Raw genomic sequence first — 18,404 nt, forward strand, 5'->3', positions numbered from 1 at the left:
GAACGACTAGAATTTGGTGCTTAGATGGGTTGTTCACCACGGAATAACAGGGGGTATCAGCCGTTCGCCCACATACCCAGTGACTTTAGGGAAACGCGGTGATTGGGTTTCCCAATCCCGCTGAGCGATGGCGATTTCATCCCTGCTGTGGCCCACAAAATTCCACCAAATACTAACTGACTCAGCTAACGGGGCGCCACCAATCAATAGCAATCTTGTTCCAGCATTGAGAATAATATTGACCGAATGCCGATGTAACCCGAGGTAAGCTAAGCGGTTATCGTTAAAACATTGTCCCTCTAGTTGAAAGTCTCCCTCTAGCGGCATTAACCCGTATTCGAAATGGTGTTCCAGCGGCAACTCAATTTGGCAGGCTTGGTTGGCATAAACGTCCATGGCCACTATTGGTGAAAAGAAGAGTGTCGGGGCTTGCTTTTGCTGCCATTCACCAATCAGTAGGGTGAAATCGACTCCCGCCTCCTGCCAAGTGGGCAGTTGTGGATAATGGTCAAACCTTGGGCTAGTGTCTTTATGCTTAAGAGGCAAGGCTATCCATAATTGCACTGCATGCATAGTGTTATGGCCAATAACCGACTCTTCTGTATGGGCTATTCCATGGCCTGCTGTCATCAGATTCACTTGCTTAGGTCGAATAACTTGGGCGCTGCCTAAACTGTCGCGGTGCATGATTTCGCCCTCAAGCATCCAAGTAAAGGTTTGTAGGCCGATATGTGGGTGCTCACCGACATTCATTAACGGACCATCGGTGACAGGACCTATATGATCGAGAAAGCACCAAGGCCCGATGAGGCGTCTCGTCTTATGGGGCAAAGCTCGGGCGACAGGGATCCCGCCAACATCGCTTAACTTGGGCTCGATGGCTTGCACCTGAGAACGTCCATGGGCTTGTGAGCCCGTCCTGAGAACATAGCCGGAGGCGTTGCTGTGTTGATGGCGCATTTCGACTCCTTATCCGCACTTGCAGCGCGAAAGATTATTGATAGGCTAGTGTTGTTCCTATTCGCGGTACGGCAAAGACATCGTATAAGGGTAGCGTGATTTTCCTAAAGGACAGCAAGAACGACATAATAATTGGAAGAAGCGATGTTAACTGATCCTTTGTTTTGGCTGGTGGCCATTCCAGCTGTTTTGATCACTGGAATTTCTAAATCCGGTTTTGCAGGTGGTGTTGGCGGCTTAACCGTGCCACTTTTAGCCCTAGCGATAAGCCCTGCAACTGCGGCAGCTATTATGTTGCCGCTGTTGATCTATATGGATTTTTTAAGCGTGCGCTCTTGGTGGGGTCAACACAATACGCGTCAGCTTTGGATCCTCTTACCCGCAGCTATTGTCGGTATTGTGATTGCCTATTTGCTGTTTGACAGTCTTAATGAAGCGTATCTTAAGGCGATATTAGGTGTGGTTTCCTTGGGCTTTGGTCTCTATGGTTTAGTCCTAGGAGATAAATCCCAAGCAACACCGTCTGCTACTATTGGTCGGCTCTGCGGATTAACCGCCGGTTTTACTAGTTTTGTTGCCCATGCTGGAGGACCGCCACTTAATGCCTATCTCATTCCATTAAAATTACCCAAGAGCGAATTCCTAGCGACCGCCGTTATGTTTTTTGCGGTGGTCAATTGGGTCAAGTTAATTCCCTACAGTTTATTAGGACAGATTAATGAGGGGAATATTCTTATATCCATATTACTAGCCCCACTTGCCTGGCTTGGAGTGAAGCTCGGATTAGTGATTCAACAAAAAATAAGTGACCGTTTATTTAAAAAAATCATTCTCATTCTGATGGTTTTAGTAGGGTTAAGATTATTGATGAGTATTTATTAAATAAACATAAACGCTTTATTTAATAGGATGGTTTTAATTATTTTTACCGTTAATAGAATTTTACTACTCATTTTTGAGTGAAACCCCTTTAATTATGACACCTGTCATTAATATGACTAAATTGCTCATAAATCATACTCTGTTGTTGTTCGTTTTTTATTCTCCAGATGTTTTGCTGCTCAAATATTGTTCTTTGTTGCGTCAAAATTAAATTCTTTTGATTTAAGTGACAGTTTTTTGACCTATTGTTACCTATTGATTTAAATGGTTTATTGTTCGGTAACTGTAAATTGGTCATTATTTGACGTTATTGTTTGTTGAATATTCTGAATATCTATTTAGAATCCTGCTGCTTAATGTTTACAAAATAATCACAATAAAGCGGTAATTAAAAAATGATTAATAAATATAAATTTGTCTTCATCAGTATCTTTGTTCTATTTATGTCAGGTTGTGCTATGCAACCTCAAATAGCAGCCCCAAACCAATTAATTGCACCGCAGCCAATTGAAGGTAATACAGGTGAGTTTATGAGCCCATTTACCTCAGACGGAGTAATGACTGAGTGGGTGGATAAGGCTGTGAATGCTGATATGGGTGCAACCATTGGTGGTTTAGCGGGTGCCTATGCAGGACAAAAATTAGCAGAGCAGATTCCATTAGTTGGTGGTTGGATCGGTTCTGAAATTGGCAACAGCGTTGGTCGTGAAGTCGCCATTAAAATGTCAGGTGGTGAAGAGTTAATTAAAAGCTCATCTGATTTATCATTTAATAATTTAGCCGATTTAGCAGTGTGGATGTATGTAACTCATTCAACTCATCCTCATTATCAAGATGCCTTAGAATCAACCCAAGCAATTTATCCTGATTTAAAAACAATCTATGGCCAAGCGCTATATGAAGCATCTCGTAATGTAACTATCAATAATAGTGCTACGGCATCACTACTTTAATTTTATTTAATGATATTTACGAATCTATTAGTTTTTTTAAATAGAAACTAATAGATATTCGTAAATAAAAGTATCGGTTGGAAAAGAAATGAAAAAATTATTAGCGATATTTTCTTGTGGTGTAGTAGCAACCCTAGCGGGTTGTTCCACGACCAATATTGATAACAGTGCCGGTCGCGCGACGGTTTATGAAGATGCTCGTTCACCAGGAAAGGTACAAGGTGTTGGTTTGGAATCACAGGATGTAATGTCCATGACCGACCAAATGATGCGCGATATTCTCAATAGTCCTGCAATCATGAGTAGAAGTGTCGCTCCACGCATTGTTATCGACAGCGAAAACTTCACGAACGAAAGCTCCTCGCGTATCAATAAAAATATGTTAACAGAACGCTTACGTAGCAATTTAAACCGTGCGGCAAATGGGAAAATTGTGTTCGTTGGCCGTGAGCATATGAAGATGGTTGAAAAAGAACGCGAATTGAAACGCCGTGGCGTGGTTGATGGTGGCACTATCAGACAAACCCAGGCAACCGCTGGTGTGGATTTCCAACTAGTTGGCCGCATTATGTCTCTCGACGCAATGGATACAGGTACACAGCAGCGTTCACGTTACCACCAAATTTCTTTTGATCTGGTGGATATGGAACTTGGCACTTACGTTTGGAGCGGTATGTATGAATTCCAGAAATCTGCGCAAGACGACGTCGTTTATCGCTAGTGCATTTCTGGTGTGTGGGCTTGCTGGCTGTGCCAGCGGCCCTGAGCCGCGCCAGGTGATGACACTCAATCCACAGGAAGCCGAGGTTCTTGCTCAGCAGCCTGATTACCTTAAGCCACTGTTTACCAAACTGTTTGAAGAGGGACAACAAAATGAAGTCCTTAATCGAATGGAAATTGGTACCGCGGCGTTTTACCAAGGCGATATCGAGATCGCCCGTCAGAGTTTTGATATCGCTTTAGAGCGTATCGAGTCAGTTTATGCAGCCGATGAAAAGGCACTTCAAGCTCGAAGCCTCTGGCACGAAGAGGGCCGGAAAGACTTTAAGGGTGAGCCCTATGAGAGGGCGATGGCCTATTACTATCGTGGTCTTATTTATCTTATTGATGCTGAATACGACAACGCTAGGGCGAGTTTCATTGCAGGCTTAATGCAAGATGCCTTTGCTGAAGAAGAGCAAAGCCGCTCCGATATTGCCATGTTGATGCTACTTGCTGGATGGTCGGCGCAAAAGATGGGCAGTATGGGCCTTGCAAAAGAAGCCTATGAGGAATTGCAGGCCCTGCGTCCTGACTTCCCGATCCCTTCCGAATCGGACAATGTGCTAGTGATTGCGGAGACAGGTTTTTCCCCTCGCAAGCTTGCCGATGGCGTAGGTCACTACGAATTAGTGTTCCGTCGTGGTAAGCGTTTCAAAGAGAAATCCTTAGAAATTACTGCGCCAGATGCTAACCCTCAGATTCAACCGATTGAAGACGTGTATTGGCAGGCTTCTTCCCGTGGTGGTCGCCCAATTGATGCAATCATTGAAGGAAAAGCCGCGTTCAGACAGGTCAATGCTGATATGGGTAAAGCCTTAGGTGAATTAGGCGTTGCGGCCAATGTGTATGCTCCACTGATGGGCGGTAGTGCTGGCCAAGTAGGTAACGCTTTAGCCCTAGTTGGTGTGGCGCAAATGGCGTTGTCGATGAACGTTAAGCCCCGTGCAGATACCCGTTATTGGTCACGTCTACCAGACATCCTGCATGCCTCAACGTTTCAAAGTGCTGGCGAGCAAAACCCAATATCAACGGGCTGGCAGGCGAGCTACCAAGACATAGATGGTAACCCGTTAGCTCTGCCATCGGGCGTGTTCCGTGAGTATCAAGATAAAAATGGTAATCGGGTTATTTGGCACTCATCTCGCTCACGTATCTAAGCTAATTTTGTAGGAAAAAGAATATGAATCTCAAGCTTAAGGGCGCGGCTCTTATTTCTGTTAGCTTGTTTCTTGCTGCATGTAACTCTACTCAAAATGGTTACTCGGGTAACCACCCAGTTCAAAGAACCAATGATTCTGAATTAAACACCATAGTGTTTATCGATCACGATTTGAATCGAACCGATTTGAATAAAACCCTCTTTGGCACAAACGTGAAGACTACAGTCAAAGTGACTATTGACCGTTCAGGCATGAGCCGAACCGATACTGGTAACTTAGAGGTGTGGACCGTATTGCGTAATCGTACCGATTACGATTTGCAGGTTGAAGGAAAAGCTATTTTCTTTGATGCCTCAACTAAGCCGCTGCATGACGAGAGTAATTGGCGTCGAGTGTATATTCCGGCGAATGGTACAGCGACTTACAGTGAAACATCATTAAACAGTCAAGCTGCTAACTTTGTTGTGGAACTTAGAGAGGGCCGCTAATCATGTCGGCAGCAAAGTTAACATTCAAATCGGTTTCAGCTTGTGTTGCTTTAGGTCTATTACTGACCCCGCAGGTTTTAGCTGCGGATGCCCCTGCTGCGCCGATGATGGCACCAAGTTATTTTGATGCTCAACGAGAAGCTCTGCAGCAACCGCAAACGTTAATTGAGGTGAGCCAAGCAGATTTTAAGCGTGCATACCGTAAAGCGGGCAGCCCAAAAATTGTGTTTTTGATCGGTGAGCGCTTCGACGATGTGATCAGTGATTGGTATAGCAATCATAGAGTAAATGTGACTGCGACTAATTTCGGTCAGAAGAGCGGCGAATTGCCTGAGTACCAACAAGTCACAGTAGCTAACGAGTATCGAGTTTCGTCAGTAAAAAGTCGCAACTCATTGTTATCAGAGGGGCAGTGGCAGGAGTACGAACGAGGTTTTAACAACGAGTTACTCGCCTATGGAGTCAAGCCGATTAACCGTAATGTAGCGCTAAGATTGTTAGATGCGCAGTTACGGGACAAGAAGCAAATTCCGCAGGATGACAATCATCGTTCTGAAATGGATATGTTGCGTACTCAAGGTAAGGTGTTGTTTGAGATTACGCCCTATCAAGATAGAAGTTATCGCAGTCAGGCATTAGGTTATCATGTGTTGATGACATCTCTGGTGGATGCGACACTGCTGGCTGATAAGCGTGTTTCTTTATCTCAAGGGCCTTTAGAATACCGTGCATCGGACAATGGATACAGCTTACAAACCCCTGAAAAGTTTGTTGCTGTAGAGCCTGGTAATTCGGGATATGACATTATCGAAGATGTGTCGGATGACTGGGAAGATCAGGGCCGAAAGATGGCGCAGGTGAGTCTGCAATTGATTTATAACAGCGGGCTTATCTAACGTATCTCTTACTGGAGTGACTCGGAATCTAGCCAAACAAAGGGGCGGGCAGACTTATCAAAAGTGTGCCTGCCTTTTTATTAGATTTATGCATCAGTTTGATTTTTCGTGAGCTGCTGGGTATTCGTTTATTCAGGGCGGCGTGATAATTTAATTGATTCAAGATGCTCGTCACTGGCCGTGCCGTAAAGCTGTTGCAAGGGAAAAGCAAAATTAATGAAGCTTAAGTTGCCAAAGATTAATTATAAGAATCTGAAAGTATTAGGGATAACGTTATTTGCATTGGCTCTTTGCGCGTGTGCGAGCGCGCCTGAACCAGCCCCGGTTGTTGCGCCTGTTGAGCCTGTGTCCGTTTGGACAGACAGTAATATTGCCCAATTCCACCAAGAGTGGCGCGGCGTGCCATATCGGTTAGGCGGTGGCAGCAAGAAGGGTATCGATTGTTCTGCCTTTGTCTCTGTTGCCTATCAAAAGATGTTGGGTCTGACCTTGCCCCGTACCGTAGAAGAGCAACAAGCCCTCGGTAGACCCGTTTCTCGGGATAAACTGCGCAAGGGCGATTTGGTGTTTTTCAAAACTGGCTGGAGTTCACACCACGTAGGTATTTATGTGGGTGAGAATAATTTTCTCCATGTTTCGACCAGTCAAGGGGTTAAGATCTCCAGCATGCTGAACAGTTATTGGGCATCTAAATATTGGAGCGCAAGACGTATTTAGGCGCTAACCGTCAGTTGGTCTTTTCTCCAGCATTAACGTCAATTCGTGATGCTTATCGGGTTGTTCTCGTCTAACTATCGACGAATTATGCTATTTTAATCGCAATAATGGCCTAGCCCTTAGTAAACGGGCAGGATGAGTTTGAGATTGTTTTTCGGGAGTGGCAAATGGGTAAAGCAAAAATCGGTATTGTGACGGTGAGCGATCGCGCTAGTGCGGGTATCTACGAGGATATTTCTGGCAAGGCGATTATCGAGACCCTGAATGATTATCTGACCAGCGAGTGGGAACCCGTTTATGAGGTTATCCCTGACGAGCAGGATGTTATCGAGGCAACGCTTATCAAGATGGCCGATGAGTTGGATTGCTGCCTAATTGTGACTACTGGCGGCACTGGCCCTGCTAAGCGCGACGTGACCCCTGAGGCGACCGAAGCCGTGTGCGACCGCATGATGCCAGGTTTTGGTGAGTTGATGCGCGCTGAATCCTTAAAGTTTGTGCCAACGGCAATTTTATCCCGCCAAACCGCAGGCCTGCGCGGTGATTCCTTGATTGTGAATCTACCCGGTAAACCTAAATCGATTCGCGAATGTTTAGATGCGGTATTCCCTGCGATTCCCTATTGTATCGACCTGATGGAAGGGCCATTCCTCGAATGCAATGAGGATGTTATTAAGCCGTTCCGCCCTAAGGCAAAATAAGCAATTTGAATTAATGACTAAAATAAAACCCAAGCACACTGCTTGGGTTTTTTATTGGTTTGCTTAAGGCAAAGCGATGCATTTAGAGACCGAAAATCACCTTCTCACTCTTTAAGGATTTTTCCATTCCCAGCGCCAGAAGCACAGCAATGGCTAAGGTGCCCAGCGTCGAGACTAACAAGTGCATCATGCTCATTTCCTTACCCTTAATAAAATCCATCAGCGCCTGCTGCTGACCTGAAACAGGCAGCCATTGCAGCAGATCGGGGGCGATGTTGTAACTCGCCGCCATCGACAGCGCCAGAGGGATAAACAGCACCATGGTCAGGTAAGATTGCGCCTCCTTAAAGGTCTTCGCCATAAAGGATACAAACAATTGTAGACAGGCCGCCATCAGCGCGACTGGGATACCTATCAATAACATTAATCCCATAAATTGGCCGCTGATACTGACGCTAAACCCGAGTTCCTGCCAAGGTACAAAGGTGTAAGCGATTTTAGAGACCAGCAGAATCAACACTAAACCAAGCAGCGCGAACAGGCTGACAGCGATAATTTTAGCCAGCACTAACTGCCTTGTGGTGAGGGGATGGCTTAGGAGTAACGCTAGTGAATTGCTTTCCCGCTCGCCAGCGCTAGTATCAATGGCAAGATTCATCCCCGAGATAAATACCGAATAAATCATGGTGAAAATCGCAATACCTAGGATCATCCCGCCCTTAGAGTCGCTAGTAGCTTGATCGTGGGTATTGACTTTAAGCGGTTGCACTATACGGGGGTCAATTCCACGGGCAATCAAACGTAGACTGCCCATTTCTGAGCTATAAGCCTGTAACTGCTTTTCTAGTCTGCGAATCGAATTCTGCAGTTTTTCGTCCGAGTTATCGGCAACAATAATGAGTTCAGCGGCTTTGCCTTGGTTCATCTGCTCGGCATAGTCAGGGCTGATAATAAGCTCTATTGCCTTGCGCTCCTTGGCATCGCTACCATCGGTTGCCGCTTGGCTGATGCCCTTATTCTCTAAGAAGCGCACGAGATCGGGAGCATTGCCTGGATTGGTCAGGGTGATTTTAAGATCGTCTGGGCTTGTTAGTTGGCCAATCAGTACCATAAACAGGCCACACATAATCAAAGGTGTGCCGATAGCATAATAGAGGCCAGCCATCACCGAGCGTTTGTCACGGGCAGCATCGATGAGTTCCTTGCGCACCATAGCAATGATTTTTTTCATGATTAATCCTTAAGTGGCTGCATGATGGTTGTAAACATAATTATCATGCGGCGATTCCTTCATCGGTGCCGATCAGTTGGATAAAGGCATCCTCGAGAGAGGCTTTGCCGGTTTGCTCGCACAGTTCACTCGGGCTGCCCACTGCAACGACCCGGCCCTGTGCCATCACAATCACCTGATCGCAAAGCGCCGCAACTTCCTGCATCACGTGGCTTGAAAACAGTACGCAGTGACCCTGATTTTTAAGGTCGATAAGAATGTCGCGCAGCAGACGAGTGCTCATCACATCCAGGCCTCGTGTCGGTTCATCGAGGATGATATTGCTGGGGTTATGCACTATCGCTTGGGCGAGGGCGGTTTTCATTCTTTGCCCTTGCGAGAAACCCTTACAGCGTCTGTCACTGATATCTTCGAGGCGCAATTTGGCGATCACTTTGTTGGTGGCTTCTTTGGCATCGCTTGTCGATAAACCACTAAGCTCGGCAAAGTAACGAATGTATTCCCTCGGAGTTAGGCGCTCATAAAGGCCAAAGGGATCGGGGAATAATCCCAATTGCTGCTTGGCGGCAATTGGGTCAAGGCTTACATCGATACCATCGATTTCGGCTGTGCCAGTATCGGGTTTTAAGAGGGCAAAAATAGTGCGTAAACAGGTGGTTTTGCCCGCGCCATTAGGGCCGAGCAATCCGGTAATTTGGCCGTTTTTCGCTTCAAAACTTAAATCGTTGAGTGCCTGCACATCGCCGATGCGTTTAGAAAGATTGCTAACCTTAATCATCTGTTATTCCTTTGCGCTTGATGTGGTACTGGCTGGGGTGGCAAGTGGCTCCACTGAGCTGGCATTTAAGTAGAAGCTGCGGCGAACATCCTTTGTTAAGCATTCACCATCGAGGTCTTTGACTGACCCTGTACGGACTAAATCGGCCACCATGTTGTTTGCGCAGGATTGATAAGCCACGCCGTGGGTCGCAAAGGGGGCAATAAAGTGCTTGGCATTAGTCAGTTTTTCCATGGCGAGTGTTCCCCAGCTGGGCGGCGTCGCGGGATCTATCTCACCCGATAACAACAGGGTGGGGATATCACTGCTAATAGCTTCGCTAAAGCTGTCATCGACCGCTGGTACCTTCCACACTTTGCAAGTGGCTTCTAGGCCTTCGAGCATGGTTTTACCCATAAAGGAGCTTTGTGCTTGTTCGCGCATCGCAGGGGTAATGCGGTGAATATCTTCACCACATACAACAGACGCATGCATACCCATGGCCATACCGGCGTTATCTGTGGTCAGCGCAAATAGGCCGAGAAGGGGCTGAAAGTTATCTAAGGCTGATTGATGAATCGCATGGGGGATGAGGGCGCGAACGCTGGCTTGATAGAGTGCCATGCGGATGGCACCGTAAAATTTACCGCGCGTCATGGTTAGCTGGGTTTTCTCCCCTGTAACAGGGTGGAAAACCGACTCAATGATAGGCCCGTTAGCTAGGGCGGCTGCGACTTTCTCAAACTCAGCTTTAAGCTCGGGGAAGGCATTATGGCAGCTTGGGTTTTGTTCGCAGTCCTTAAACAGCAGCTCGAAACCTCGGTCGATGGCCGAGCCGATTTCCAGCACACTCTGCTGCATCGGTACTATGCCATCTAAGGTGACAGTGGCTAAATGTTCGGGATATAAGCGCATGTATAACTGCGCCATGCGGGTGCCGTAGGAAATGCCGTACAAGTGTAACTTTTTATAGCCTAAGTGCGCTCGAACGGCTTCGAAATCCGCCACCGCATTGAGGCTGCCGTATTGGCCTACGTCGGTGTCAGTTAACTTGCCTAGGCATTTTTGTGCCTCGGCAAGACTGTCGGCATTGTCATCATCGAAGGCAAAGGGCGATTGGTTAGGGAGATCGCAGTCAAGTACATTAGAACGCCCAGTGCCCCGCTGATCGATAAGGAGAATATCTCGCTGCTGGCGCACTTTACTCAGCATCATTTCAAAGCCAGCGGCATTATCGATTGCCGACTGACCAGGGCCGCCAGCAATGGCAAGTAAGGCTTCTTCGTGGTTCACATTCTTGATGGCGGGCAACACCGCATAATGCACTTGGATATGCTTGCCATTAGGTAATTGGGGATTTTCGGGGACAGTGATAAACCCGCATCTTAAGCGGTCGGAGAGTCCTTCGACGTAACAACTATCGCCCAGTTCAAGCTCATTGGCCTTACCCTCAGAAGCCGTAGCGGGTAATGCCAAGATCCCCAGCGTTAAGGCTGCCATTAAGCTGCCCGCTTTGTTTTGTATTGCCCGTAAGCTGAGGACAGCACCGAGCCTCCATTTTAGCAAACCATGTTCCATGGCAACTTTCCTTATGCTTTTGTCGTCAGCGCATTGGCCTAGGGAATACTGGCCAGAGATTCTTTGGGGTAAAAGTTACTGTGATTTGGTCATAAAGTCGACAAAAAACGAATAAACTCATCATCTTGAATGATTGTTATTAGGGCGGATGTACCGTTTATAAGGGGGCTCAATGCTGAATATTTCGCCGCTGAGGTATATTTTGAGGGCCATTTTAAGTGTGATTTGGCCAACATTTGTACAATTCTAGAGTAAAAACTCTTATGTTTTAGCTGGCCTTCGGTTAGAATGCCGCCAAAAGCGGTACACTTGTAAGCTAAAAGGTGAGGCATTCATGTCGCTCGAACAATATCACGTTATTCGTCTATTAAAGCAGCAAAGCCAGACTTTGAAGGGCACTATTGCCCTCGAAGGGTTTGAGATGGCTGCGCCATGGCATAAAGTGAGTTGGCAGGATTTCGATACTATTAGTAGTAAAATTGCACAACTGTTGATCGAAATCGGCGTACAAGTGCAAGACCGCTGCGCGATTCTGTCACAAAATTGTCCCCAGTGGACCTGTGCGGATGTCGGTATTCTAAAGAGTCGTGCTGTTGTTGTGCCTATTTATCCAACCAGTACGGTAGAGCAGGCGAGTTTTATCATTAACGATGCCGCCGCTAAAGTGCTGTTTGTCGACGATGCTAAGCAATATGCGCTGGCCTGCGAACTGCAAGCACTTTGCCCAAGCCTAAAGCACATTATTGTGTTCGATAAAAATGTCGTGCTTGCCGAAGGTAAGGCCGACTCCCATCAGCATTTAGATTCTTTGCTGGCTAAGAGCTGTGACCAAGCTTTGGCGCTTGAGCAGCGCTTGCAAGGCGCTAACCTTGACGATTTACTGACCCTGATTTATACCTCGGGCACCACGGGCGATCCTAAAGGCGTGATGCTTGATTATCGAAATATGGCATCTACCGTACGTCAGCACGATGAGGTATTGCCCTTTAAGACGGGCGACGTGTCATTAGCATTCCTGCCACTAAGCCATGTGTTTGAACGTGGTTGGAGTTTCTACGTATTGTGCCGTGGCGGCCATAACGTGTATCTGCAAGATACCCAAAGAGTGAAGGAAGCCATTAGTGCCGTTCGCCCACATAACCTGTGTGTGGTGCCGCGTTTCCTCGAGAAGGTTTACAGCGCAGTGCAGGATAAAGTAGCCAAGTCTCCTAAGAGCCGTCAAAAGCTGTTTGCTTGGGCGATGAGGGTCGGTGAGCGTCAATTTGAGGCCAGCCAAGGTCGGGCTAAGGGCGGTTTAGCCCTGTCATTGCAATGGCGTTTAGCTAATAAGCTGATTTACAGCAAGCTTCAGGCCGTACTCGGTGGTCGCCTCAAGTTTATGCCCTGCGGCGGCGCAGCCCTCGATAGGAATGTGGGGGCATTCTTCCACAGTATCGGTATTCCCGTGCTTTGCGGTTATGGCATGACAGAAACCAATGCCACAGTAACCTGCAACACCTTGAATAACCGCATTGCCGGTTCTAACGGTAAAGTCTTGCCTGAGGTTGAAGTCAAACTTGGCAAAGACGATGAAATTTTAGTACGTGGCGATACTGTGATGCGTGGTTATTATAATCGTCCCGAAGATACGGCAGCCGCCTTTGAGGATGGCTGGTTAAAAACCGGTGATGCGGGCCGTTTCGATGCTGAAGGTAATCTGTTTATTACCGACCGTATTAAAGAGCTGATGAAGACCTCTAACGGCAAATACATCGCGCCGCAACGGGTTGAAGGCACGGTTGGACGTTGTCCCTTTATCGAGCAGGTGGCGATTATCGCCGATGCCCGTAATTATGTGACCGCCTTGATTGTGCCCGCCTTTGAATCGTTAGAAGCTTGGGCGAAGGAGCAGGGCTTAAAGTACGAGTCGACTATGGATCTGCTGCGCCATAATCATGTGGTTGAGCATTTTGAGTTACGCCTAAAGCAGATGCAGCAGGAATTAGCGGGCTTTGAGCAGATCAAAAAGTTCACTCTACTGCCTGAGGCATTTTCGATGGAAGCGGGTTTAATCACCCCGACGCTTAAGCTGCGCCGTAAGATGATTTATCACAAATACGCCCACGAAATTAATGCGATGTACAGCTAGCACTAATATGATCTATCAATAAGAGAGACCTTGAGTCGATCATCAAAAAGGCCGCACTGATGCGGCCTTTTGTTTGGGCTAAATCTAAGCTACCTAGGGAATTGTGTGCGGTAACTTGTTTGGTGTCTAAGGTAGGTTTACGGTGGCGGCTCTGTTAGGCTTGTGCGACTTAATTGCCTGTTGGCATTGGTCATAAAGAAACAGATAAAACAATGAAAGGGAAGTGTATGTCTGCTACCGAATTTAGCCTCGAAATCCACCCGCGCTTTACCGAAACCGATGGTCTGGGCCATATCAACAATACGGTGATCCCGGTTTGGTGTGAGGCGGCGCGTACGCCGATGTTTGAGATATTTAATCCAGAACTCGATTTAAATCAATGGAATTTGATTGTTGCGGGCTTTACCGTGGTTTTTCTTACTCCGACTTACTATGGCAAAAGCGTGATTGTGAAAACCTATGTCAGTCGTATTGGTAACAGTAGCTTTGAGCTGACTCAAAGTTGCTGGCAGCAAGGGGTTAAAACCGCTGAAGTAAAGACAACCTTAGTGCATTACGACTATCGCAGCGAAAAAAGCCAACCTATTCCTGAGGATATTCGTCAAATCCTCGCTAGCCTTAACGGTGAAGGTGCGTAAATTTACGAGTTTAACCGCGCAGCGACTGCGCGGTTAAGATGAAGAATGGTTTATTTCGTCTTCAAAAACTTCTGTACATACCAACAGCTAGCAACAATTTGATACTGCTGCTCTTTTGCCCACTTTAGACCATGGCGTACTAAGCGCTCAGCAAGGCCCTTGCCGCGAAGCTCGTTGGGCACGAAGGTGCGACAAAAATCAATATCAGCACCTTGAAGCCGGTATTCCAACACGGCTTCACAGCCTTCGAAGGTTATGATAAAGCGATTGTTCATCTGCTGATGTTCAATGGCAAGTTCAGATCGATTTTCAGACATTACCGTTCTCCTCTCAGGGAAACATTAGGCCTGTTCGTGTTGCTTAAGGATAGCCAGCAGTGCCTCTGGTAATTCAGCTTTTTTACCTGTCTTAAAGTTAAACATTACGGCGACCGAAGATCCTAAGGTGGTTATTGCCTGCTGCTGCTTGCTAAACACCTGATAATGCATGGTAAATCTGTCGGTGTGAATATCGCTGATGCTTACACTCACTAACAGGGTGTCGGGGAAGGTCACCGGACGTTTATAGCGAGCTTGGTTTTCGCTAATCACGGGCCCAACACCGTCTTTATAAAGGGCGTCGAGTGGGAATAAACGATTGAAAAAATCGATACGGGCGGTTTCGAAGTAGCGGAAATACACCACATTATTTACATGCTGCAGGGCATCCATCTCGCCCCAAGCGACAGGGATTTCGGTAACGATTGGGTTTTGGGCGAGAAACTTTTCCATTGTATTTTCCATAACATCACTCTGAAGGGCAGACAGGCGTTAAAACGCTCGTTTAAGTTGAGCAGACTATCAGTAAGCTTAAGTAGCGACAAGGTTCGCGCTATAGGATGAGGTGTTTTAGCGCACCTACACCTTTACATTTGGTATACAAAAGCCGCATAAAAAAGCGACCCTAGGGTCGCTTTAATGATGTATTAATGAGCCTTTCAAGACTTATTCGATTTGGAGTTCATCGAAGCTGCTGATTTTGCGGAAGTGGCCAGTGCGCTGCTTTTCATCACGCACCATTTGGCAGGTCATCATGCCTGCAGCTTCGGCCGCCTTGAGTTCTTCCATTACATCCGACACGAACAATACTTGCCTTGGGCTGAGGCTGATAGTGTTGAGAATGTTTGCGTAGGCCTGTTTATCGAGCTTGTTACCTGTACGGGTGTCAAAGTGGCCGCTGAACATCTCGGTCAGATCGCCGCCATCGCTGTGGCTGAACAATAATTTTTGCGCTTCGACTGAACCAGAAGAAAAACTGTAGATACGCAGTTTTTGGGCGCTAAAACGTTTAACCGCTTCAATAAAATCGGGGAATATATGGCCTTTAAATTCGCCGTGACCATAGCCTTGTTTCCAAATTAAGCCCTGCAATGTCTTGAGTGGCGTCGCCTTGCGGTCTTCCTCCACCCAGTGCTGCAGAATTTCGGTCACTCGGGCGATATCGGCTTCGGGTTCGAGGGCGATATCACGGGTATCACAAATACAGTTCTCTACTAACACATTGTGTTGGTTCTGTTCTAAGAAGGCGGGTAACGCTTTGACAGAATAAGGGAATAGTACATCTTGGATAAAGTTTAGGTCTGTCGTCGTTCCAGCAGTGTCTACGACTATGGCTCTGATACCCATAATGTTCTGATACTCCACAATATGTTGGCGAAAAAATGCAATCCCGATCCTAAGCGTTATTGTTCAAATTGGCTAGTTTATTTCGCCCGTATTGGGATGGAGTTGCCTCATCAGTTGGCGATTTTTATCTTGAATGACAAATTGTCCTCTTACAAAAGGTGCTTATGCTAGCCCGTTAGCTCGCTAAAGTTGAGCGAGATGTAGCAGTTAAAGCATTCCCATAAGACTATGGTCTTAATAGCTAAGCGTAATTTGGGCTGTTATTGTGATGAGCCAAAATTTAGGCTTCTTTCCACAATCAAAACAATCATCGCGCTCGCTTAAATGACTTGGGGCGATGGGGGGCAATATATGAAATATCTACCTGCACTCGGCCTTGGCATCCTGTTGGCGCTCAGTAGTTTTAGCTGTTTTGCGCTGGTGGCGCAGGCGGGTTATATGGCCGAGCTTTTGCAAAATATCTCCCAAATGAATCACAACAGCAGCCTTTATCTCTTCCTCGGTATTCACGATGCTGTGCTGTTGATAATGCTTTCTGCGGTAACGCTATTTTGCTATCGACTGGTATTCAGTCGTCATCCCTTTGATTTGATGGCGGCCGCACTAATGCAGATGCCGCTGGGTATGGTGGTACTTTGGACCGATGGCGTGAGTTTAAATGTGTTTAGTTATTATGGGCTAGCGCGTACCTTAACGACCTTAGCGGCGACCTTTGGGGTGCTGATGATTTACGGTTTAATACAGCGCCGTAGTCGCACTATTGTCATAGCAAATTAGTGCCATTGCGAAATTAGTGTCGTAGCGAAAAAGTGCGATAGCAATGAGAACGACACAGTAGATTGGGCTTGCTAGCTGAGCCGACAAATAAAATGGCTCATAGGGCATTGCACCCTATGAGCCATTATCAATTTAAGCGAATAACTTAACTCGGTTATTGCTGACCTTTTTCTAATATATCTCCAATTAAGTTAGACATATCGAAGCTGGTGCCACCTTGAACCGGTGGGTAATCCATCAGCGATTTAACATGGCCATTGATGATCTCAGTGGCTGGTGCCATTAACCATGACATTTTCTGCATTAAGTGACCTTGAGAGTCGATGGTATCGTAGCTTTCAAAAGGGTCGGCTCGCAGGTTGTAGATTTTAGGCGCTGTCAGCGGCACTAAATTGGCGTAGTAATCTTCTTTGGTTGAGAAGTGGAACTTCCATGGCCCCATACGAATAGCGGTGAGTTTGCCTTCGTAGTAGTAGAGGATGGATCTGCGATGTGACTCAGCAGTCTGACCTGTCCAGTAATCGAGGTTGTTGATACCATCGATATACTGTTTTTTCTCCTTGAGCATTTTCTCGTTTACATTGGGTTCACCAGCTGCTGCTGCCAATGTGGTGAATAGATCCTGATGCCCTTGAATGCCGTTCAGCACTTTACCCGCGGGGATATGGCCGGGCCAACGTGCCATCATAGGCACCCTTACGCCGCCCTCATAGGTTGACATTTTTTCACCACGGAATGGCGTAGTCGCACCATGGGGCCAAGAGTTGTGTTCAGGGCCATTGTCTGTGCTGTAAATGACGATGGTGTTGTCGTCTAACCCCATATCTTTGAGCTTATCCAGTACCACACCGATATCATGGTCGTGCTGCAACATACCGCTACCGTGGAGATCGTATTCACTGGTGTACTTCTCGGCGGCATAACGCCACTTATCATTTAGACGAGTGTAGAGATGCATACGACTGGTGTTCAACCACACGAAGAAGGGTTTGCCATCTTTCTTGGATTTTTCGATAAATTTTAGTGCGGTGGGGATCATTTCGGTACCGTCGAAGTCCTTCATCCGTTCCTGAGTGAGCGGCCCCGTATCAGTACATTTTTGTTTGCCGACGACGCCAAAACGTGGATCGACGGTTTTGTCGTCCTTATCGGTGGCGTAGCAGTGTAGTACTCCGCGGGTACCGAATTTTTTCTCGTAGGCTTCGGCAGAACCCGAATAGGCCTTGGCGAAGTTTTGATAATCGCGCTGCTCGGATTCTTCTTGGGTGTTGAGGTGGTAGAGGTTACCGAAGAACTCGTCAAAACCGTGGGCTGTCGGCAGGGCGAAGTTATGGTCGCCTAAGTGGTTTTTACCGAATTGCCCTGTGGCATAACCCTTGGCTTTTAGCACTTCGGCCAATGAAGGTGAGGCGGCTTTTAAGCCTAAATCACCACCAGGCATGGCCACGGTTGTCATCCCTGAGCGGATTGGATATTGGCCAGTAATAAAGGCCGCGCGACCCGCTGTGGAGCTGGGCTGAGCGTAGTGGTCGGTGAATTTGATCCCTTCGTTTGCGATACGGTCGATATTAGGTGTGGTGTAACCCATAGTGCCCATGCCGTAGGCACTGACGTTTTGCCAACCGATATCGTCACCAAAAATGACTAATATATTGGGTTGTTTTTGATCGGCTGCATGTACCGTAGGCACTAATGCCAACGCACCAAGTAATGCCGTCGAAAGTTTTGTCCGTTTAAGCATCTCTAACCTCCATTTCCCGGATGACAAGCTGACGCTCGCATCGTTTTTTAAGCTCTAAAATTGAGCTAATAATTTGCTCTGATTAGAACTTAGCAGAAGTTCGCGGAAGTGCCATTGAGTGTAAATAGGTTAAGATGTTGTTTTTTTTAAAATTGTTGGAGGATGGATTGCTGTTTGACGGGGAGTGAGTCGTTTAGTTGTTGATTTAATGAGCCCAAATTGCAAGTGTGAGTCTTCGTGGAATGGCGACAAAGAAGAGACCTTTAGCCAAAATTTACATTCGTCACTTTAAAAATATTGAATTTCATGTGGATTTTTAACTTGCGCCGTACTTAATAGGCTTTTTTATTAGTTGATTAGCCAATAAAAAG

Annotated in this window: 19 protein-coding genes; 11 read left to right on the forward strand and 8 right to left on the reverse strand. The window is 46.7% G+C overall.

Features of this window, described 5'->3' with window-relative positions:
* Positions 1–33: 33 nt before the first annotated feature.
* Positions 34–960, reverse strand: a complete 927-nt coding sequence (locus K0H61_RS00260; RefSeq protein ID WP_220050816.1) for a pirin family protein — start codon at positions 958–960, stop codon at positions 34–36.
* Positions 961–1,104: 144 nt separating this feature from the next.
* Between K0H61_RS00260 and K0H61_RS00265 the strand changes: the two genes are divergently transcribed.
* The 8 genes from K0H61_RS00265 to mog all read left to right on the forward strand — a co-directional run bounded on the left by K0H61_RS00265 (position 1,105) and on the right by mog (position 7,519).
* A complete protein-coding gene (locus K0H61_RS00265; protein WP_220050817.1) occupies positions 1,105–1,842 on the forward strand; it encodes a sulfite exporter TauE/SafE family protein in 738 nt (245 codons plus the stop codon).
* A 395-nt stretch (positions 1,843–2,237) separates the two neighbouring features.
* The gene (locus K0H61_RS00270) at positions 2,238–2,795 is read left to right on the forward strand and encodes a hypothetical protein (RefSeq protein ID WP_220050818.1); all 558 of its coding nucleotides are present in this window, start codon (positions 2,238–2,240) and stop codon (positions 2,793–2,795) included.
* 88 nt (positions 2,796–2,883) lie between these two features.
* Positions 2,884–3,516: a penicillin-binding protein activator LpoB gene (locus K0H61_RS00275; protein WP_220050819.1), complete on the forward strand. Its 633-nt coding sequence runs from the start codon at positions 2,884–2,886 to the stop codon at positions 3,514–3,516.
* The gene (locus K0H61_RS00280; RefSeq protein WP_220050820.1) at positions 3,473–4,714 is read left to right on the forward strand and encodes a COG3014 family protein; all 1,242 of its coding nucleotides are present in this window, start codon (positions 3,473–3,475) and stop codon (positions 4,712–4,714) included. Before K0H61_RS00275 ends, K0H61_RS00280 begins: the two co-directional genes overlap by 44 nt.
* A gap of 23 nt (positions 4,715–4,737) precedes the next feature.
* The gene (locus K0H61_RS00285) at positions 4,738–5,205 is read left to right on the forward strand and encodes a DUF1425 domain-containing protein (RefSeq protein WP_220050821.1); all 468 of its coding nucleotides are present in this window, start codon (positions 4,738–4,740) and stop codon (positions 5,203–5,205) included.
* Positions 5,206–5,207: 2 nt separating this feature from the next.
* On the forward strand, positions 5,208–6,101 hold the full coding sequence (locus K0H61_RS00290; protein WP_220050822.1) for a hypothetical protein: 894 nt from the start codon (positions 5,208–5,210) through the stop codon (positions 6,099–6,101).
* Positions 6,102–6,317: 216 nt separating this feature from the next.
* A complete protein-coding gene (locus K0H61_RS00295; RefSeq protein WP_434086596.1) occupies positions 6,318–6,818 on the forward strand; it encodes an NlpC/P60 family protein in 501 nt (166 codons plus the stop codon).
* A gap of 167 nt (positions 6,819–6,985) precedes the next feature.
* On the forward strand, positions 6,986–7,519 hold the full coding sequence (gene mog, locus K0H61_RS00300) for a molybdopterin adenylyltransferase (protein WP_220050823.1): 534 nt from the start codon (positions 6,986–6,988) through the stop codon (positions 7,517–7,519).
* A gap of 82 nt (positions 7,520–7,601) precedes the next feature.
* Here mog and K0H61_RS00305 read toward each other — a convergent pair whose 3' ends face one another.
* The 3 genes from K0H61_RS00305 to K0H61_RS00315 are packed head-to-tail and all read right to left on the reverse strand — an operon-like array spanning position 7,602 to position 11,085.
* The gene (locus tag K0H61_RS00305) at positions 7,602–8,750 is read right to left on the reverse strand and encodes an ABC transporter permease (protein WP_220050824.1); all 1,149 of its coding nucleotides are present in this window, start codon (positions 8,748–8,750) and stop codon (positions 7,602–7,604) included.
* A 43-nt stretch (positions 8,751–8,793) separates the two neighbouring features.
* The gene (locus tag K0H61_RS00310) at positions 8,794–9,528 is read right to left on the reverse strand and encodes an ABC transporter ATP-binding protein (protein WP_220050825.1); all 735 of its coding nucleotides are present in this window, start codon (positions 9,526–9,528) and stop codon (positions 8,794–8,796) included.
* A gap of 3 nt (positions 9,529–9,531) precedes the next feature.
* On the reverse strand, positions 9,532–11,085 hold the full coding sequence (locus K0H61_RS00315) for an alpha/beta hydrolase (protein WP_220050826.1): 1,554 nt from the start codon (positions 11,083–11,085) through the stop codon (positions 9,532–9,534).
* Positions 11,086–11,419: 334 nt separating this feature from the next.
* Between K0H61_RS00315 and K0H61_RS00320 the strand changes: the two genes are divergently transcribed.
* Positions 11,420–13,213: an AMP-dependent synthetase/ligase gene (locus tag K0H61_RS00320; RefSeq protein ID WP_220050827.1), complete on the forward strand. Its 1,794-nt coding sequence runs from the start codon at positions 11,420–11,422 to the stop codon at positions 13,211–13,213.
* A 227-nt stretch (positions 13,214–13,440) separates the two neighbouring features.
* Entirely contained in the window at positions 13,441–13,851 is a 411-nt protein-coding gene (locus tag K0H61_RS00325; RefSeq protein WP_220050828.1) for an acyl-CoA thioesterase, read from the forward strand.
* 50 nt (positions 13,852–13,901) lie between these two features.
* Here the strand turns inward: K0H61_RS00325 and K0H61_RS00330 are convergent, their stop codons facing one another.
* The 3 genes from K0H61_RS00330 to mtnC all read right to left on the reverse strand — a co-directional run bounded on the left by K0H61_RS00330 (position 13,902) and on the right by mtnC (position 15,515).
* On the reverse strand, positions 13,902–14,168 hold the full coding sequence (locus K0H61_RS00330) for a GNAT family N-acetyltransferase (RefSeq protein WP_220050829.1): 267 nt from the start codon (positions 14,166–14,168) through the stop codon (positions 13,902–13,904).
* 24 nt (positions 14,169–14,192) lie between these two features.
* Positions 14,193–14,621 carry an acyl-CoA thioesterase gene (locus K0H61_RS00335; RefSeq protein WP_220050830.1) on the reverse strand — a complete coding sequence of 143 codons (429 nt, stop codon included), beginning with the start codon at positions 14,619–14,621 and terminating at the stop codon, positions 14,193–14,195.
* A gap of 213 nt (positions 14,622–14,834) precedes the next feature.
* Positions 14,835–15,515, reverse strand: a complete 681-nt coding sequence (gene mtnC, locus K0H61_RS00340) for an acireductone synthase (protein WP_220050831.1) — start codon at positions 15,513–15,515, stop codon at positions 14,835–14,837.
* A 351-nt stretch (positions 15,516–15,866) separates the two neighbouring features.
* Between mtnC and K0H61_RS00345 the strand changes: the two genes are divergently transcribed.
* Entirely contained in the window at positions 15,867–16,292 is a 426-nt protein-coding gene (locus tag K0H61_RS00345) for a hypothetical protein (protein ID WP_220050832.1), read from the forward strand.
* Positions 16,293–16,446: 154 nt separating this feature from the next.
* On the opposite strand, the gene K0H61_RS00350 is transcribed toward K0H61_RS00345, so the two are convergent.
* The gene (locus K0H61_RS00350; protein ID WP_220050833.1) at positions 16,447–18,033 is read right to left on the reverse strand and encodes an arylsulfatase; all 1,587 of its coding nucleotides are present in this window, start codon (positions 18,031–18,033) and stop codon (positions 16,447–16,449) included.
* Between the last annotated feature and the right edge of the window lie 371 nt (positions 18,034–18,404).

This window comes from Shewanella acanthi (assembly GCF_019457475.1).
Lineage (GTDB): Bacteria > Pseudomonadota > Gammaproteobacteria > Enterobacterales > Shewanellaceae > Shewanella > Shewanella acanthi.

Bases quoted from the DNA above. Each gene is read 5' to 3' on its own strand.
- K0H61_RS00265 (WP_220050817.1), top strand. From the start codon at position 1,105: ATGTTAACTGATCCTTTGTTTTGGCTGGTGGCCATTCCAGCTGTTTTG.
- K0H61_RS00280 (WP_220050820.1), top strand. From the start codon at position 3,473: ATGAATTCCAGAAATCTGCGCAAGACGACGTCGTTTATCGCTAGTGCA.
- K0H61_RS00320 (WP_220050827.1), top strand. From the start codon at position 11,420: ATGTCGCTCGAACAATATCACGTTATTCGTCTATTAAAGCAGCAAAGC.
- K0H61_RS00270 (WP_220050818.1), top strand. From the start codon at position 2,238: ATGATTAATAAATATAAATTTGTCTTCATCAGTATCTTTGTTCTATTT.
- K0H61_RS00345 (WP_220050832.1), top strand. From the start codon at position 15,867: ATGAAATATCTACCTGCACTCGGCCTTGGCATCCTGTTGGCGCTCAGT.
- mog (WP_220050823.1), top strand. From the start codon at position 6,986: ATGGGTAAAGCAAAAATCGGTATTGTGACGGTGAGCGATCGCGCTAGT.
- K0H61_RS00315 (WP_220050826.1), bottom strand. From the start codon at position 11,085: ATGGAACATGGTTTGCTAAAATGGAGGCTCGGTGCTGTCCTCAGCTTA.
- K0H61_RS00310 (WP_220050825.1), bottom strand. From the start codon at position 9,528: ATGATTAAGGTTAGCAATCTTTCTAAACGCATCGGCGATGTGCAGGCA.
- K0H61_RS00275 (WP_220050819.1), top strand. From the start codon at position 2,884: ATGAAAAAATTATTAGCGATATTTTCTTGTGGTGTAGTAGCAACCCTA.
- K0H61_RS00285 (WP_220050821.1), top strand. From the start codon at position 4,738: ATGAATCTCAAGCTTAAGGGCGCGGCTCTTATTTCTGTTAGCTTGTTT.
- K0H61_RS00325 (WP_220050828.1), top strand. From the start codon at position 13,441: ATGTCTGCTACCGAATTTAGCCTCGAAATCCACCCGCGCTTTACCGAA.
- K0H61_RS00350 (WP_220050833.1), bottom strand. From the start codon at position 18,033: ATGCTTAAACGGACAAAACTTTCGACGGCATTACTTGGTGCGTTGGCA.
- K0H61_RS00330 (WP_220050829.1), bottom strand. From the start codon at position 14,168: ATGTCTGAAAATCGATCTGAACTTGCCATTGAACATCAGCAGATGAAC.
- mtnC (WP_220050831.1), bottom strand. From the start codon at position 15,515: ATGGGTATCAGAGCCATAGTCGTAGACACTGCTGGAACGACGACAGAC.
- K0H61_RS00295 (WP_434086596.1), top strand. From the start codon at position 6,318: ATGAAGCTTAAGTTGCCAAAGATTAATTATAAGAATCTGAAAGTATTA.
- K0H61_RS00305 (WP_220050824.1), bottom strand. From the start codon at position 8,750: ATGAAAAAAATCATTGCTATGGTGCGCAAGGAACTCATCGATGCTGCC.
- K0H61_RS00290 (WP_220050822.1), top strand. From the start codon at position 5,208: ATGTCGGCAGCAAAGTTAACATTCAAATCGGTTTCAGCTTGTGTTGCT.
- K0H61_RS00260 (WP_220050816.1), bottom strand. From the start codon at position 960: ATGCGCCATCAACACAGCAACGCCTCCGGCTATGTTCTCAGGACGGGC.
- K0H61_RS00335 (WP_220050830.1), bottom strand. From the start codon at position 14,621: ATGGAAAAGTTTCTCGCCCAAAACCCAATCGTTACCGAAATCCCTGTC.